Below are 16,506 nucleotides of genomic sequence, written 5' to 3'. Positions count from 1 at the left end.
TGTGGCAGCCCGAAGTGCTCACGGGTCAGGTAACCTGCGCGAGGAAGTGGTCATCGATCACCTCCGTAGCCGAGGCAGACGAATCCGGATTCGCCGTGTTCGGCTTGGGCCGCAGCGAGCGCTTCGGCTGGTGCGACTCCATCGCGCAAGGCCCTGTGCAGCGACATCATCACGTTGACCGTTCGCTCGTCGGGGACCGGGACGACGCTGGCGATCACCGTCGAGGTGCCGCGGCCGAGCAGCGTGGTCGCCAGACCGCTGAGCTGATCACCTCGACTGACGACGGATCTGCCCACGTCGCAGGCCGACAGCACCACCGTGGCCGGACCGCGGTGCAGCCTGTCGAGGTCGTAGGCGTAGAGCGGGCCGTCCGCGAGATCCAGGCAGGACAGCAACGGCTGGTCGTCGCGGAACCTGCCGTGCGCGGCGATGTGCGCCACCGCTGCACCATCCACAGTGGACAACAGGTGCTCAGTGGTCGCATCCGCGCCGGCCAGCAACCGACCGCCCGCCGCACCATGCAGGGCCCGCGCTTCGCGCTCGGCGTGGCGCAGTCCCGGTCCGGCGATCCACACCGCCGAACCCGCAGGATCCGCAGCACGCGCGTCCTGCGCTGCGCGCAGCCAACACCGCACGGACGGCGCCACGGTGACGCTCCGACCTCGGCACGCCGGCAACGCCGCCCAAGGCAAGACGTGCAACCGCCCGGTCGGAATCACCACCAACGGACGTCCCTGTTCGAGCGCCGGTAGCACCGGTTCCAGGAGCTGAGCCTGCAACTCCTCCGCTGCCTGTCGAGCCCCGTACTCGAACATCGGCGCAGCACGCGGCGCCGTGCCGCTCGCCTGCCTGGCCAGCAGGTGCCGGAGTCGAGCCGCTTGCGCGTGCGCGTTGGATTCAGGTCCGAGCACGTGCAGTCGAACCTTTTCGTCCACAATAGACACCGCAAAAAGCCTGCCGTGGTGGGAGCAAAGGCTCAGCAACGCGGCGTCACCGAGCTCGGCAGTCACCTCGTCCAGCCCGCACTGCGTTGGCAGCCCGCTGGTCCTGCCCTCAACCAGGATCGCCCGGTGCCGGACCTGCTCCTCCAACCCGGCAACGGTCCGCAGCGCCTCCTTCGGATCCCGCGTGCGCTGGGTCGCCTGCACCGCCGAGCGCAACCGCACCAGGGTCGAGTTCAGCTGCGAATCCACCGGCGGCCGCAAGACTCGACGGTGCAGGGCACTGGCTCGCGAGCGCTCCGTCCACCGCAGCACCAGTTCGGGATCTCCGCTGCGCAGCGCGGCACCGACCGCGAGATCACCGAGCTCGGCGGCCAGTCCTGCGGTGTGCACGCGCAGTTCGAAGGCCGCCATGTCGGAAATCTGACTGTCCACAGCGCGCGATCCGCCCTCGCACGCCTCGAACAACCGCTCGGTGTCATCGTCCTGCTCGGCCAGCAGCGCTTCGGCCAACCACCCCAGCGCCCGATGCTGCGGAGGCGCCTCCACGGCTTCCCGCAACGGCGCGCACATGGCGAGCAATTTCCGGGACGTCGCACGCATTCCCGACCGCGCCGCGCATCTGGCCGCAGTGAGCCGGAGTTCCGCAGCCAAGCCGGTCCAGCCGAACTCCGCGCACGCAGCAGCCGCTCGCCGCGCCGCTGACAAGGAGTATCGCGAGCACTGGCCAGCGCGTAGCTTCGCCTGCCACGCCACGGCTGTCGCCAACGCCGCCCATGCCGGACGTCGCTGCGTGCGGAACAGCCGACGCGCACTGTTCGCCGCCTGCACCGCAGCGACCAGGTCGTCGACCTGCAGCGCACAACTAGCGAGCGCCAGCCTGGTCTCTGCGAGCCGACCAGCCCTCCCACACGCTGCCAACCGATCCGCCGCCTGCTCCATCACCGCTCGCGCATCGGCGGTCAACCCGGCCGCAGCCAGTGCCTCCGCGCGATCGACCAGCGCCTCCGGACTCGACCGCACGTCCAAGCCAGCCGCGACGGCTTCCTCGAACAGCCGCAACGCGCGCGGCAGGTCACCAGCCCGGAAAGCGACGCAGCCCCGGTTGTGCCGACACCCCGCCGCCCGCGCGGTCTGCCCGTCGGATGCGAAGACCCGCTCAGCTGCGGACAGATCCGATTCGGCAGCCACCAACCGGTTCTCGTACAGGTTGGCCAGACCACGGCCCATCAGCGCATTGGCCATCCAACGGCGGTCGTCGTCGATCTTCAGGCTGCGCAGCGCTCGGGTCAGCTCGGCACGCGCCTCGCGGTGCTGATCGCCCTGGCAGTGCAGCAGTCCGCGCAAGCATGCCGCGCGCCCCTGCTCGGCAGCAGACAACTGGGGCTCCGCCGCCACCAGGTTCGCCCAGCTGGCATCGACATCGCCGCGCTCCAGCTCGATCCACGCCAACGTGAGCTGCAGCTGCCCGGCCAATCGCCACCGCTCCGCGCGCCGCGCCGCAGTGAGCCCGAGGCGGGCGTGCCGGTGCGCCTGCCGCACCCGCCCCTGCTCGACCGCTGCCAAAGCCGCGATATGGCGGGCCAGCGCGCGCAGTTCGCCGTCCGCATCGGACAGCAGCTCCACGGCTTTGCGCATCGCGTCGTCCGGCGCCGAGCTCGCGTTGTCCCTCCACCACGTCGCGGAACCGATCCGATCCGGCGGTGCCACCGCCGTACCGGCGCTCAACAGACCAGCCAATCCGCGACGGCGGGCGCCGACCGCAGCGGCCGGAACACCACGCTCAGCGGACCGCGCGGGACATCTCCCACCCGGAACGCACCATGCTCGTCCAACGCTCCCGCGCACTCACCGACCCGGTGCCGCAGCACCACGTCCCCGGCCGGCGGCGTGCCACCCGCTCGGTTCAGCACCATCCCGGACACCTGGTACCGGTCCTCCTCGATCGGGAGCAGGTCCAGTTCCAGCACCCGGCCGGGCATCGCGAAGGTGAGCACCCGCGGTTCCGGCGGACCGATGGAACGCACTTTCGCCAGCGACTCCGCGGAATCCCCGATCAACTGCAACGACACCGGATCCTGGTAGCCCGACCGACGCGACATCGCCGCGTACGCGCCCGCGAGTGCGCGCTCGGGAACGGGATCGCAGGACTGGAACAGGTCACGCAACCCGCGCAGTTCGCTCGGCAGCTGCGGATTCATCCCGCCACCTCCTCCGGCACGTCGGCGGCGAGCATGCGCCGCCGCAGCTCCGCCAGACACCGGCTCTTCTTCGGCCCGATCGTGCCGCGCGGCCACCCCAGCACCTCGCTGACCTGCGCGTAACTCGCCTCCGGCGCGACCGCCAGCACCCGCAGCAGCTGCTGGCAGCGCTGCGGCAGCTCGGCGAACGACTTCGCCAACCGCGAGCTCGTCAGATCCCGCAGCACCTTGTGCTCCGGATCCTCGGCGTACTCGGCCACCGCGAGCGCCTCGGAATCCAGCCCCACCGGCGATTCCCGCTTCCGAGCGCGGTGCAACCGCAGCGACTCCCGGCGCGCGGTCGTCACCAACCACGCGGACAACGATCCCGGATCGCGCAGCCGATCCAAGTTCTCCGCCAACAACAACCACGTCGCCTGGCAGACGTCCTCGGCATCCGCAGTGCTCGTGGTGAACGCCCGCGAAACACCCCAGACCACCGACGCGTTGCAGTCCACCAACTCCTGCCACGCCCGCTGATCACCGTCCGCCGCCCGGCGCAACAGCACCGCCACGGCACTGGTCTCCCCGACCTCCTGCACGACCTGCTCCTCCCCGCTCTCGAACTTTCGGCCCCTGGGTAATAGAGGAGCGAGCAGGCCGTACAGATTCACTTCGCGCCGATTACCGCTCGAACGGGTAGTCCTCGCGGACGAGATCGAGTGCTTCTGCCGGAGTCCGGCCCTCGTGCAGCGCGGTGGCAGCCGCAGCCGCCACCCGCGGTGCGGCGAAGGACGTTCCGCTCCAGCTCGCGTAACCGAAGCTCCGGCCACCACCGCCGGTCATCTGGACGAAACTGCTGGTCACGTCCACTCCGGGCGCGGCCGCGTCGACCCAGGGGCCGAAGTTCGAGAACTCCGCCACCGCTCCGTCCGACCCGGTGGCGGCCACGCCCACCACCGACGGCAGCGCCGCGGGCCAGAACGGCCTGTTCCGCGCCTGGTTCCCGGCCGCCGCCACGACGACCGCGTCCGACCAATGCTCCAACTCCTCCTGCAAGATCGGTGGGCATTCGTCATCGGTGGTGTGACAGCCGGCGGTCAGCACGACGACGCCGATGCGCTCACCACGTGCGGCAACGGCCAACCGCAGCGAACGCAGCCCGGACACCACCGTGTAGTCGTCGGTGAAGCCGAGCGAGGAAAGCACCCGCTGCGTCCGCAGCACCGCTCCCGGCGCGTGCTGCAACAGCACTCCGCTGACGAACGTTCCGTGCCCAGCCTGCCGGTCCTGACCTGCGTCGTCGTCGGCATCGAGCTCCTCCGGCACTGCCTCGAACCACGGCCGATCCCGGAACCACGGATGCGGATCGCAGCCGGTGTCGAGCACCCCGACCACCACCGCCGGATCCCACTGCGCCGCGGGCGGTTCCGGAATCGGAGGCGCCGCCTGCGCTTCCGCACCGGTCCCGTACATAACCGGTGTTCCGTACATGACCGGACTTCCGAAGTGCACGTGATTGGCCGCGACGCCGCTGATTTCGCGCGCCATGTCGACGCACCGATCCCGCTCCGCACCCCGCAGCCACACCCTGGCCAGCAGCAGGTCCTCGTCGTGCTGCACGTCGTCGACCCACCTCCGGTACTGGTCGAGCACCGGGCTCAGCGACTTCGCCGAGGTGATCAGCTCGCCACGCCGGACCAGGCATTCGCCGCTTCCGCCCGGATCGTGCAGCAGCAGGTCGTGCCCGTAAGCCGCCCACAACTGCCGGAGTTCACCAATTCCGAGTTGAGTTCCACTTCTTTGATCCACAGCGGACACTGTCCCCAGCACGACGTCCGTCCACAGCGGACACGCCGCCACCGGAATCGGACTCACCCGACCGACGGCGGCGCAGATCTTCCCCAGTCGCCCGATTGCGTGGAGAATGCAGGAACGACCGCTGTTCCCCTCGCGGTCGGTGGCACGAAACAGCCACTGGAAGTGGTTGAATGCCACCACGGCGTCGATCACGGCGCAACCAACGCTGATGCCGCGCTCTGCCACGCGGGACCCGACCGACAGGCGGTGGTGATCGTGACCGGAAGCTGCGCACTGCGCGGCCCCAGGTCGCGGCTCGCCCTGCTCGTCGCCCGAGTTTCGCTGTTCATCGGCATCTGCCTCGGCGGCTGGCTCGGCGGGGACTCGATCGCCGAAGCCGCCGAGCAGCCCGATCTCGAAAAGCCGCAGGTCGAGGTCGAAATCGCCCCACCCGAATTCGACGTCGTGCCGCCACGCGCGGAGGACCTGCGCCCCGAACTGGACGAGGTGCAGCGTCCGGAGCCCGAGCTGCCCGACGTCGTGGAGATCGAACCGCCGGCACCGGTCGACGAGCAGGAACCGCCTGCTGTGATCGACGATCCGGATCCCACCCTGGTAGCCGCGCCGACCGCGCTGCCACCGACGCAGCAGCCCTCCGCCGCGCCACCCCGCGCCGCGCAAGCCGTGCCGTTGCCCCCGGAGCCTGTCGCCGTTGCGCGCACCCACGCCCGCAGCCCGGCGGAACCTCGTGCGTCCAACCCCGACTCAGCCGACGAAGCACCTCTGAACAGCAGCGATCACGACACCGACCCCCCGTCGCAACCCGCTTCCGGAGACAGCGACCTGCGCGGCGCGCTGGTCGTCCTGCCGACCGGACCGAGCCTGACCAACCCGCGGACGGTCGGCTCGAATCACCCGGAGAACCGCCCGATCTCGGGTTTGTCGTCCGCCGAACCGTCAGCATCTCCCGACTGACGCTGCACCGAACCGCTTCGGCGGTGACTCTGGTCATCGCGCACCCAAACTCCGAGTCGGCCGTCTGCGCCCGGCCGGGTCGGATCGGGGCACCACCACCTCCCGGCGACGTCGCTGACCTGCCGAACCGCGAAGGCGTGGTCCCCGGCCCCGGTGCCGCAAATGCCCCTGCGGCACCGGGGCGACACCTACCGCTCGAACCGCTCATCGGCACGACGAGGGGCCGTGCCGACGGGTGCTCGGCGGTACGCGGGCGGCCGTCCTGAATCCGGGACGGCCGCCCGCACGTTCAGGCGATCGGAGCGGTCAGGACCGTCGGACCATCTCCGTGAACTGCAGCGGAAGCGGCGGCGAGACGGCGGATGGCTTCCACCAGCTGATCGCCGGGCAGCGTGTACGGCAGGCGGATCCAGTTCTCCAGCGAACCATTCACCGAGAACCGCGCTCCCGGCGCGACCCGCACGCCGTGCTGTTCCGCCGCCACCGCCAGCCGGCTGCTCACCGGCGCACCGATGTCGCACCACATCGCCAGACCGCCGTCGGGAAGTCGGAAGCTCCAGTTCGGCAGGTGCTCGCGCAGGGCGTCCACCAGGCAATTCCGCCGCTCGATCGCCTCGGTGCGCCGACGCGTCAGGACCCCGTCGGCGTCGGTCAGCAGCTCGGCCAGGACGAGCTGCTCGAACACCGGACTGCCGAGGTCCAGCGCGGCCCGCCCGACGACCATGCGCTGCACGAAATCCTCGGACGCCCGGATCCACCCCAGCCGCAGGCCGCCCCAGAACGACTTGCTGGCCGAGCCGACGGTGATCACCCGGTCGGTCAACGCGGCCATCGGTGGCGGAGGCTGCTCGTCGGTCAGGTCGATGTCCACCAGGGTTTCGTCGACGACCGCATTCGTGCAGGTCCGGGCCAGCGCGCGGGCGAGACGATCGCGGCCTTCGGCGTCCAGCCGGACACCGGTCGGGTTGTGGAAGTCCGGGATCAGATAGGCCAGCCGCGGCGAGGTCTGCCGCAGGTTCGCGGCCAGCAGTTCGAGGTCCCAGCCGTCCTCGACCATCGGCACCGCCACCGGCATCGCGTTGAGGCCGCGCAGCGCTTCGAGGGCGTTCGGGTAGGTGGGGTGCTCCACGAGAACGCGCTCACCAGGAGAAACCAGCATCCGCAACACCAGCGCGAACCCGTGCTGGGCACCGTTGGTGACCAGGATCTGCTCCGGAGTCGTCGGCAGGCCGCGCCGGGTGAACCGCTCGGCCAGCCGTTCGCGCAGGATCGGCAGACCGTGCGGTTGGTAGCCGTGGCTGTGCAGCTGCTCGGTCAGCCGCGGTCGCGCTCGGTCCACCGCAGCGCACAGCTCCGGCGGCGCAGTGGGCGTGGCCTGCGCGAGGTTCAGCACCTCAGTGCTCTCCGGCGGGAACCAGCCGCCGTGGGCTTCGTTGTCCCGATCCGAATCCGGCAGCTTGATCCACGAGCCCGCACCACGTCGGCTGGCCGCGAACCCAGCGTCGCGCAGCCGGTCCAGCGCCCGGGCGACCAGGGTCCGGCTGACGCCGAGACTTTCCGCGAGCTCGCGCTCGGCCGGCAACCGGGTACCCGGCAGGAGTCGTCCATCCAGCACCAGGTGCCGCACCGCGGCGGCCAGCAGCTGCGACGACGGCCGGTCCGCGCCGTGCCAGGAACCGAGCAGCTCGACGAGCTTGCGCCGGTGGAGCTGGGCGGACGTCGTGAAAACCATGAGTCCAATATAGTGAGATTGGTCCTCGAATTGAAGTCCAATGTTGTTCTATAAAGAGCTCATGGCCTCGTTATCAGCCCCGATGGATCTCTCGCCGCTTCCGATCCGGACTCGGCCAACCCTCCGGTTCGCGCAACTGCTCGGCGGCTTGGCCGCCTACGGGATCAGCATGGGCCTCATGGTCCGCGCGGAGCTGGGCCTGAGCCCGTGGGACGCCCTGCACCAGGGCTTGTCGCAGCGGCTGAACTGGAGTTTCGGCGCGGTCACCGCGCTGACCGGCGTGCTCGTGATGCTGGCCTGGTTACCGCTGCGGCAACGCCCGGGCATCGGCACGGTGGCCAACGTCGTCGTCATCGCGTTCGCGGTGGACTTCACCCTCGCGATGACCCCGCAGCTCAGCTCGCTCCCGGCCCGGATCGCCCTGATGGTCTTCGCGGTCGCGCTGAACGGACTCGCCACCGCGGTGTACGTCGGAGCACGGTTGGGTCCGGGACCGCGGGACGGCTTGATGACCGGTCTGCACGCCCGCACCGGGTGGTCGCTCAGAGTGGTGCGCACCACGATCGAGGTCTGCGTGCTCGCCGTCGGATGGACGCTCGGCGGCACGGTCGGCGTCGGAACCGTGCTCTACGCAACATCGATCGGTCCGCTGACCCAGCTCTTCCTGAGATTCGCGGTAATCCGCGAGAAAAAAGATCTCTGCCCCTAGAGACATCTCGCATACCACGAAGTAGCATTGACGCCGTCCACCTGACCCCCAGGGGTGGACCTTGACGCCCCCGCACTCCCGGTAACCCCCAGGCCGGTTGAGCGCGGGGGCGTCCCTACTTCACCGGTCGATCAGTTCGGTCAGCTTTCCGTCGGCCATCTCCAGGCGTCGGTTGGTGCGGATCGCGTCGAGCATGCGGCGGTCGTGGGTCACCAGCAGCAGCGTGCCCGGGTAGGTGTCGAGGGCGGATTCCAACTGCTCGATGGCCGGCAGGTCGAGGTGATTGGTCGGTTCGTCCAGCACCAGCAGGTTGACGCCTCGCCCCTGCAGCAGGGCGAGCGCGGCACGCGTGCGTTCACCGGGCGAGAGCGTGGTGGCCGGGCGCAGCACGTGGTCGGCCTTGAGTCCGTACTTGGCGAGCAGCGTGCGAACGTCGGCGGGCGGAGTGTCCGGCACTGCCGCGCAGAACGCGTCGAGCAGGGACTCCGAACCGTGGAACAGCGCGCGGGCCTGGTCGACCTCGCCGATGACGACGCCTGAACCGAGCGCAGCAGCTCCCGCGTCCAGCTCGACACGACCCAGGAGCGCGCCGAGCAGCGTCGACTTGCCGGAACCGTTGGCGCCGGTGATCGCGACGCGATCCGCCCAGTCGATCTGCAGCGTCACCGGGCCGAAGGTGAAGTCACCACGCCGCACCTCCGCCTCGCGAAGGGAGGCGACGACCGCGCCGGAGCGAGGCGCCGCCGCGATCTCCATGCGCAGCTCCCACTCCTTGCGCGGTTCCTCCACGACCTCCAACCGCTCGATGAGCCGCTCGGTCTGACGCGCCTTGGCGGCCTGCTTCTCGGATGCTTCGGAGCGGGTCTTGCGGCTGATCTTGTCGCTGTCGGTGGCCTTGCGGCGGGCGTTCCGGACGCCCTTGTCCATCCAGGAGCGCTGCATCCGGCCACGCTCCTCCAGCGCGGACTTCTTGTCGGCGTACTCCTCATACGCTTCCCGCGCGTGCCTGCGCGCGACCGCACGTTCCTCCAGGTAGGCGTCGTAGCCGCCGCCGTAGAGGTTGATCTGCTGCTGGGCGAGGTCGAGTTCCAGGACCTTGTTGACGGTGCGGGCGAGGAACTCGCGGTCGTGGCTGACGACGACGGTTCCGGCACGCAGCCCGCGCACGAACTCCTCGAGCAGTTCGAGACCTTCGAGATCGAGGTCGTTCGTGGGCTCGTCCAGCAGGAACACGTCGTAGCGGGACAGCAGCAGCGAGGCGAGCCCGGCGCGCGCGGCCTGACCACCGGACAGCGAGGTCATCGGCTGTTCGAGTTCGACGGCAAGGCCGAGCTGGTCCGCGACGCCTTTAGCGCGTTCTTCCAGGTCAGCGCCACCCAGGCTCAACCAGCGCTCCAGGCTCTCGGCGTAGGCGTCGTCCGCACCGGCGGCGCCTTGAGTCAGCGCCTCGGTCGCGTCGTCCATCACGCGCTGCGCAGCGGCGACGCCGGTTCGGCGGGCGAGGAAATGGCTCACCGTTTCTCCGGGGCGCCGGTCGGGTTCCTGCGGCAGGTAGCCGACGGTCGCGGTGACCGGGGAGAGACGCAGCTCTCCGTGCTCCGGCGCGTTCAGCCCGGCGAGCAGCCGCAGCAGAGTTGATTTCCCCGCGCCGTTGGCCCCGACGAGTCCGATGACGTCGCCCGGAGCGACGACGAGGTCCAGCCCGGAGAACAGGGAGCGGTCGCCGTGCCCAGCGGCGAGGTTCGAGGCAACGAGAGTCGCAGACATCAGATCGCAAGGATATGAGGTCGCCCGAAGGCGCCGAACCGAGACGCGAAAAAGCTCCCGTCGAGTGACAGGAGCTTTCACAGCGTCGGCGAACCTGCTCGCGCACCCGGAGTCCGAGGTGAAGGCGCGAGGCAAGCAGATCCCAGTGCGGGCGAGACTGGTCACAGGGGCCGCGCCGGAGACCGGGAGATCCACGTGTTCGTCCTCTCACCCGCGCCTGAGCGAGGGCCCGGTCGTCCGGTCCGGCCTAGGCTGGAATCAACCAACCGGGTGGAGGAGCGTTGATGGGTACTGCGGACAGGTCACCGCGCGGCGGCTCGCGCGGGTGGCCCTATCTACAGCACAACGCCATCGAGCAGCTCAGCACCATGGACCGCGACGAAGCCCTCGCCTTCATGCGCCGGATCGGCGACCTGCTGATGGTGCACAAATTCGGCGTCGACGAGCTCATGACCAAGCTGCGGATCTGGAGCGAGGAGTTCGACTACTCCCACAAGCACGATCCGATCGAGCACATCACCTCGCGGATCAAGCGTCCAGAGGCGATCGCGGCCAAGCTCGCCCGGCGCGGGCTGCCGGTCGACCCGGTGTCGGCCCGCGAACACCTCACCGACATCGCCGGCGTGCGCGTCGTGTGCCCCTTCATTTCCGACGTCTACCACCTCCGCGATCTCATCCGCCATCACCAGATTGAGATCGTGCAGACCAAGGACTACATCGCCGCGCCGAAGCCGAACGGCTACCGCAGTTTGCACCTGATCATCAAGGTGCCGGTGCACCTGTCCGACCGCACCGAGCTGGTCGCCGTCGAACTTCAGCTGCGCACCATCGCGATGGACTTCTGGGCCGCAGTCGAGCACGAGCTGCTCTACAAGAGCGGTGGCGAGGTGCAGGAGAGCTTCGCCGCCCAGCTCAAGGCGGCGGCCGAGGCCGCTGCCGGACTCGACGCTCAGATGTCTTCGCTGCACGAGCGCAGCGACGGGGCGCCCGGTTAGAGCCGGGAGTTGGACCGCAGCACCGACAACCTACGAGCCCACCAGCAGTCCGGCGCCGACGGCTCCAGTGCCACATGCGACCGGTGTTGATACCTGCCAGCTCCCATCGCCCAGCGCATGCCATATGAAGCAGCCGGAACGACGTGGCCAACTGGCTGAACGCCTACTTCTGGGACGCGAACTGAGCTTGCGTTTAAAGGTGGGAGGGCATGCTGAACGGGTCACCGCGGGCTGCGGTGACCCGTTCTCGTTGCGGGGTCTAGGGCTTCCCGGTCTTCTGGGTCTTCTTGATCACTGGGTGCCCGTCATGGTCACGGCAGTGGCGTCGTGGTGGTCAGGGGCGGGGCACCGGTGAGGGTGCAGCCCGGGCGGGACAGGTCCAGCTTCGACCCCGTGGTCAGACAGGCCGCGATCAGGTCGACCTGCTGGCCGTAGCCACGGCCCTTCACGGCGGTCACCTCCCCGTCCGGGCCCACCTCGCAGGGGTTGTTGTCGGTGCATTGCTCGCCGGCATCGTTGTGGGTGTTGTGGATCCCCACGACCGTGGTGCCGTCGGGGGCCAGCAGCGCCGAACCGGATGTGCCGAACCCGGGGGTGCAGTCTTCGCTGGTGGCGTAGCGGATCGAGTCGTCCTGCTGGTAGCCGCCCTCCCGCAGGTGCGGGACCACGGCCTCGGCGGTGCACTCGAAGCGTTGGCTGGCGTAAGCCATGGTCAGCGGGTCGCCCGCGCGCACTGGGGTGGGGGCGAGCTGGAAGACCTTCGCGCCCTCGGCCTCCAACTGCGCGTAGGTCTTGTCCAGGCGGTACAGCGCGATGTCGGTGCCGGTCATCGTCGCGTACACCAGCCGGTTCGCGTGGGCGGTGGCCTGCGGGTAGCCCTGGCGGTCGGCGATGGACACCTCTTGATCGAGGTCGGCGGGCAGGTCCACCAGCGCGCTTCCGGGCGCGGGCCGCTGTCCCTGCACGCAGTGACCGTTGGTCAGCACCAGCGCCGGGTCCTCCGGCCGGGAGGTGGAGGTGCGGACCACTGAACCCACGCAGCCGGGCAAGTCCACCGTGCCTTCCACGTTCGGGATCTGGTCGTCGGGGGGCACGTTGGTGCCGGTGATGATGCCGTTGATCCAGTCGGCGTGCTTGGTGACATCGGTGTACAGCGTCGGCGCGTTGTCGCCGCTGGGGCCGCTGACCACACCGGCCAACGCCCACTGGTCGCCTTCCCGGACCAGCGCAGGCCCGCCGGAGTCCATGTTGGACGCGGCGACGCTGCCGTTGCGGCTACCGATGCACAATTCTCCGCTGGGCTGGGCTTCCGGACACGCCGAGAGCGGCTGCACCACGGTGTCAGCTTCCCGCAACCGCGTGGGGAAACACGCTGGATTGTTGAAATCGTCGCAGGTCATGCCCCAGCCCATGATGCGGACGGGCGTGTTGTCCGGTGGCGTGGTCGAGGCGATCCGCACGGGCTTGGCCCGAACCGGGGTCCGCAGGTGCATCAACGCGAGGTCCTTGCCCCAGAAACCCCCTTCATCTTTGTTGGTTGCCAGCCGGTAGTAATGGTCGACCTCGGCGACCTCGCCCCCGGACGTGGTGTCCAGTGACCCGATCCGGACCTGCCAGCCACGCGGGACCCCCACCTTCGCCCCGGTCGGGTTCCTACCGGCGCAGTGGCTGGCGGTCAGTACCCATTGCGGCGCAAGGACTTCCACCCCACAGCCGTGTTCGTCCGGGCGCGGTGGCGCGGGAAAGGACAGCTGGAACGAGCCCATGAACGAGTAAGCCTGGGTTGATTCGGTGCCACCCACGATGGCCTGCGCCGGAACGGCGCACACCAGGACAGCGGTCAGCGCGAGCACGACGCTGCGCAACAAAGAACAACTTCGCATGCGGCTCACACTGCTCGGTCGATGCCCGCGTAGCGCGATCATCGTGTGACAGCTCCGTGACAACGCGGCTCTGGCGCGAACCTGTCGCACGTTGCCGAGAAAGGCCAGCAAAGCCCGACACCACCGCCGCCGAACGTCGATGGCATGACCGAATCGACCACAGCCGCCAATCGGCGCGATAGCGTGCTGTCGTCCCGATTCGGCCCGACGCCGCCAGAGAAGGAGACATGTCCAGTGCCCCGGTTGCTGTTGGTGGAGGACGACGCCGTGCTGGCCGAGGTGTTGTCCCAGGCACTGCGCGACCTGGGCCATTCCGCGACCGTGACCGGCAGTGGCGAGCAGGCTCTGGAATCGTTGTACGACAACAGAATCTCTGTCGACCTCGTGCTGCTGGATGTGATGTTGCCCGGTATCGACGGCTTCGAGGTGTGCCGCCGGATCCGCGCCCACCACACCATCCCCGTGATCCTGTTGACCGCGCGCGGTGATCCGATCGACGTGGTCGCCGGCCTGGAAGGCGGCGCCGACGACTACGTGGTCAAACCAATCGAGCCGCGGGTCCTGGACGCCCGGGTGAAGGCCGTCCTGCGCCGATCCACTCCCGCGACGCCGCCCGAGCTTTCGCCGCCGGCGCTCACCCTTGGCGATCTCGCTGTCGACCGTAGGGCCTGGTCGGTGACCAATCGGGGGACGGAAGTGCACCTCACGCCGACGGAGTTGCGGCTGTTGTTCGAGTTCATCGACCACCTCGGCCAGTTACTGAGCCGTCGGACGCTGCTGCAGCGGGTGTGGGATTACGGCTACAGCGGTGACGCCCGGCTGGTGGACGCCGCGGTGGCCAGACTGCGGGCGAAGATCGAACCGGACCCGGCCAATCCGATCTTGCTGCGCACCGTGCGGGGACTCGGCTATCGGATGGTCAAGCCGTGAAAGTGCGACTCGGCCTGCGTGCCAAGATCGCCGTCACCGTGGTGCTGACCACCGTGGGCGCGTCCGCCGCACTGGCCCTCTCCGCCTATACCATTCAGGCCACCTCGGCCAGGGACCGCTTCGTCAACTCGGCGACCCTCGGGTTTCGGTCCGATGTAAAGCAGGCAGCCCAGCATCACGCGACGTGCCAGGGCGACCCCGTGTACTGCTCGGTGTTCTCCGCCGCGAGTTATATGCGCGGGCGACTCGGCCTCACCTGGGCGTTGGTCGATCTCACCCCAGGCGGGTCCGTCGACAGGGACGGCCGGTACATCCCGGTCGACGGGCGCACAGGATGGCGGACCGGCCAGCTCCCAATCGCCCAGATCGACCGAGCAAGCGACGCGAATGGCCAACCGATCACCTATTCCTACGAAGGAGACGACGGCTCCTATCTCGTAGTGGCCGGCACGATAGCCCCCGGCATCGTGCTGGCCGAGTTCTACAGCACCGCCGGACTGGACCGCGAGGTCGCCAACCTGCGTACTCAGCTCGCCGTGCTCACGGTCGTGGTCGCGGCTACGGCAGCCGTGATCGCGCTACTGGCCGCACGGCGCATCCAGCAACCGGTACGGGCCACGGCCGCGGCGGCGAGGCGACTCGGTGCGGGCGCGCTGGACACCCGGCTGCCGGTGCACGGGCATGACGAGCTCGCCGAACTCGCCGACTCGTTCAACGCCATGGCGCAACAGCTGGGTGAGTCCGTCGACGAACTTCGCCGCAAAGACGCCCAGCAACGCCGCTTCGTCGCCGACGTCGCCCACGATCTGCGCACACCGCTGGCCTCGCTGGTCGTGCTCGCGGATAGCCTGGACAGCCCGGATCCCCGTGCTCGGGCCCGTTCGGTCGAGCTGCTCGGCACCCAGATCCGCCGGCTCGGCGTCCTGGTCGAGGACCTGCTGGAGATCTACCGGATCGACGCGGGGGTAGCCGATTTCCGCCCCGAAACGATCGATCTCGTGGAACTGGTGGCCGATGTGACCGGAATGGTTTCGGCGGGCTCCGAGGTCACGCTCACCTCTGCCGGGGAGACGGCGATCCAGGGTGACGCCCGCAGGGTGCACACCATCGTGCGCAATCTGCTCATCAACGCCGAGCACCACGGGGCCCAACCGGTAAGCGTGACCATCGACGGCACCGACCTGCGGAAGGCGACGGTGACGGTCCCCGATTCCGGGCCAGGAGTCCCGGACGATCTCGTATCCGTGATCTTCGACCGATTCGTCCGCGGTAACCACGCACGGGCCTATACCGAGGGCAGCGGCCTGGGCCTGGCGATCGCTCAGGAGAACGCGGTCATGCATGATGGCCGGATCACCGTGCGCAACGTACCGGGTGCAGGCGCCGCCTTCACCCTCACCGTTCCCCGCGCGAGCTCGGAGCCCGGACCGGGCGACCATCAACCGCACAACCCGACCGACGTCACCCGCTGAATACCGCGCGCTTCTTGTTTTCGCAGCTTGTGAGCGGTGGCCAGGGGCGGGGTCGAACCGCCGACCTTCCGCTTTTCAGGTCTGCGATCGCCCGTTCAGCGGAGGACGGCTTCCCCAAAAGAGCTGGTCAACGAAATGTGGTGAACACATCGAGGGGAATTCGACCTGCCGTGAACGACGGTGAATGAGACCAAAGCTGAGACCACAACAGCTGGTTACGCTGACGGTCATTGTCCGCTGGCCCCTTGAGTTCCCGATCAATAACCGAGCGCAACAGGCCGCCGACAGTAGTTGGTAATTTCCGTTCCCCCGATGGAGAGTCGCCATGTCGGCAAGGAATAGTCCGCAGACTGTGACAGCAATGGACACGGCCTCCGCCGCCACCCCGGACATCGTCTCGTACACCGCGACACCCGGGCAGTACTTCGCGATGACCATCGACGATGGCCCGGATCCCACCTACACGCCGCAGGTTCTCGATCTGCTCAGAGATCGTCGGGTGCAGGCGACCTTCTGCCTCATCGGCCAGAGCGCTCAGATGTACCCGGACCTGGTGGAGCGCATTGTCGATGAAGGGCACCGGCTCGGCAACCACACCTGGGACCACAGTGACCTGCAAACTCTGACGGAGGAGCAGCAACAGGCCGAGTTGCAACAGACCACCGACGCCATCAATGCGATCGTGCCCGGTGTGCCGATTCCCTATTTCCGCGCCCCCTACGGCCACTGGACGTCGTTCTCCCAGCAGTTCGCCGCCAGCGAGGGCATGCAGCCGATCGGCTGGTCGGTGGACACGCAGGACTGGAGCAGTCCCGGCGTCGACGAGATCTTCAACAACTACAAGCAGCAGTTCTCCGATCGTGGCGTGATCCTCATGCACGATGGCGGTGGTGATCGGAGCCAAACCGTCACGGCCATGGGCGATATCCTGGCCGACTTGGCGACGCTGGGTTACTACGACGATTTCCCGGCCACGCTGTGAGCCTCCGCGAGGTGGTGCGGTCGATGTCCTCGACCGCACTCCCCTCAGGTTGCGATGCGAACATGTAGCGGAGCTTCAGAAGCTTCGTTGATCTCCTGTTGGCGGCCCTGGCATTCTGGTCGTGCCGGGGTTGGCCGATG

General features: G+C 68.6%; 13 protein-coding genes. 6 read left to right on the top strand and 7 right to left on the bottom strand.

The genetic code is table 11. The features are described 5' to 3' along the window. Nucleotides 1–50: 50 nt before the first annotated feature. From ACWCO2_RS06820 to ACWCO2_RS06805, 4 genes are all read right to left on the bottom strand, one after another. Complete coding sequence (locus ACWCO2_RS06820; protein WP_450126750.1) at nucleotides 51–2,669, bottom strand: CHAT domain-containing protein; 2,619 nt, start codon at nucleotides 2,667–2,669, stop codon at nucleotides 51–53. Continuing rightward, the gene (locus ACWCO2_RS06815) at nucleotides 2,666–3,142 is read right to left on the bottom strand and encodes a hypothetical protein (protein ID WP_450126749.1); all 477 of its coding nucleotides are present in this window, start codon (nucleotides 3,140–3,142) and stop codon (nucleotides 2,666–2,668) included. The genes ACWCO2_RS06820 and ACWCO2_RS06815 overlap by 4 nt, the downstream gene beginning before the upstream one ends. After that, nucleotides 3,139–3,723 carry an RNA polymerase sigma factor gene (locus ACWCO2_RS06810; protein WP_450126748.1) on the bottom strand — a complete coding sequence of 195 codons (585 nt, stop codon included), beginning with the start codon at nucleotides 3,721–3,723 and terminating at the stop codon, nucleotides 3,139–3,141. The genes ACWCO2_RS06815 and ACWCO2_RS06810 overlap by 4 nt, the downstream gene beginning before the upstream one ends. Before the next feature lie 82 nt (nucleotides 3,724–3,805). After that, nucleotides 3,806–4,999: a S8 family peptidase gene (locus ACWCO2_RS06805; protein WP_450126747.1), complete on the bottom strand. Its 1,194-nt coding sequence runs from the start codon at nucleotides 4,997–4,999 to the stop codon at nucleotides 3,806–3,808. 198 nt (nucleotides 5,000–5,197) lie between these two features. Between ACWCO2_RS06805 and ACWCO2_RS06800 the strand changes: the two genes are divergently transcribed. After that, complete coding sequence (locus ACWCO2_RS06800; protein WP_450126746.1) at nucleotides 5,198–5,896, top strand: hypothetical protein; 699 nt, start codon at nucleotides 5,198–5,200, stop codon at nucleotides 5,894–5,896. 289 nt (nucleotides 5,897–6,185) lie between these two features. Here ACWCO2_RS06800 and yczR read toward each other — a convergent pair whose 3' ends face one another. Next, nucleotides 6,186–7,628, bottom strand: a complete 1,443-nt coding sequence (yczR, locus tag ACWCO2_RS06795; protein WP_450126745.1) for a MocR-like transcription factor YczR — start codon at nucleotides 7,626–7,628, stop codon at nucleotides 6,186–6,188. A gap of 61 nt (nucleotides 7,629–7,689) precedes the next feature. Between yczR and yczE the strand changes: the two genes are divergently transcribed. Next, nucleotides 7,690–8,337: a membrane protein YczE gene (yczE, locus tag ACWCO2_RS06790; RefSeq protein ID WP_450126744.1), complete on the top strand. Its 648-nt coding sequence runs from the start codon at nucleotides 7,690–7,692 to the stop codon at nucleotides 8,335–8,337. Nucleotides 8,338–8,457: 120 nt separating this feature from the next. On the opposite strand, the gene ACWCO2_RS06785 is transcribed toward yczE, so the two are convergent. Next, nucleotides 8,458–10,104: an ABC-F family ATP-binding cassette domain-containing protein gene (locus ACWCO2_RS06785; RefSeq protein WP_450126743.1), complete on the bottom strand. Its 1,647-nt coding sequence runs from the start codon at nucleotides 10,102–10,104 to the stop codon at nucleotides 8,458–8,460. Between the two features lie 284 nt (nucleotides 10,105–10,388). Here ACWCO2_RS06785 and ACWCO2_RS06780 point away from each other — a divergent pair, with 284 nt between their 5' ends. Further along, nucleotides 10,389–11,099, top strand: a complete 711-nt coding sequence (locus tag ACWCO2_RS06780) for a GTP pyrophosphokinase (protein WP_450126742.1) — start codon at nucleotides 10,389–10,391, stop codon at nucleotides 11,097–11,099. Nucleotides 11,100–11,410: 311 nt separating this feature from the next. Here ACWCO2_RS06780 and ACWCO2_RS06775 read toward each other — a convergent pair whose 3' ends face one another. After that, nucleotides 11,411–12,982, bottom strand: coding sequence for a trypsin-like serine protease (locus ACWCO2_RS06775; protein WP_450126741.1), 1,572 nt, complete (start codon nucleotides 12,980–12,982; stop codon nucleotides 11,411–11,413). A gap of 234 nt (nucleotides 12,983–13,216) precedes the next feature. Between ACWCO2_RS06775 and ACWCO2_RS06770 the strand changes: the two genes are divergently transcribed. The 3 genes from ACWCO2_RS06770 (at nucleotide 13,217) to ACWCO2_RS06760 (ending at nucleotide 16,366) form a co-directional block, all read left to right on the top strand. Beyond that, nucleotides 13,217–13,912 (top strand): response regulator, encoded by a 696-nt coding sequence (locus ACWCO2_RS06770; protein WP_450126859.1) that lies wholly within the window; start codon nucleotides 13,217–13,219, stop codon nucleotides 13,910–13,912. Next, nucleotides 13,909–15,384: a HAMP domain-containing sensor histidine kinase gene (locus ACWCO2_RS06765; protein ID WP_450126740.1), complete on the top strand. Its 1,476-nt coding sequence runs from the start codon at nucleotides 13,909–13,911 to the stop codon at nucleotides 15,382–15,384. The genes ACWCO2_RS06770 and ACWCO2_RS06765 overlap by 4 nt, the downstream gene beginning before the upstream one ends. A 361-nt stretch (nucleotides 15,385–15,745) precedes the next feature. Next, on the top strand, nucleotides 15,746–16,366 hold the full coding sequence (locus ACWCO2_RS06760) for a polysaccharide deacetylase family protein (RefSeq protein ID WP_450126739.1): 621 nt from the start codon (nucleotides 15,746–15,748) through the stop codon (nucleotides 16,364–16,366). The last annotated feature ends 140 nt before the right edge of the window (nucleotides 16,367–16,506 follow it).

This window comes from Saccharopolyspora sp. NPDC002376 (assembly GCF_053593195.1).
This window is presented reverse-complemented; position numbering and strand designations above follow the sequence as displayed.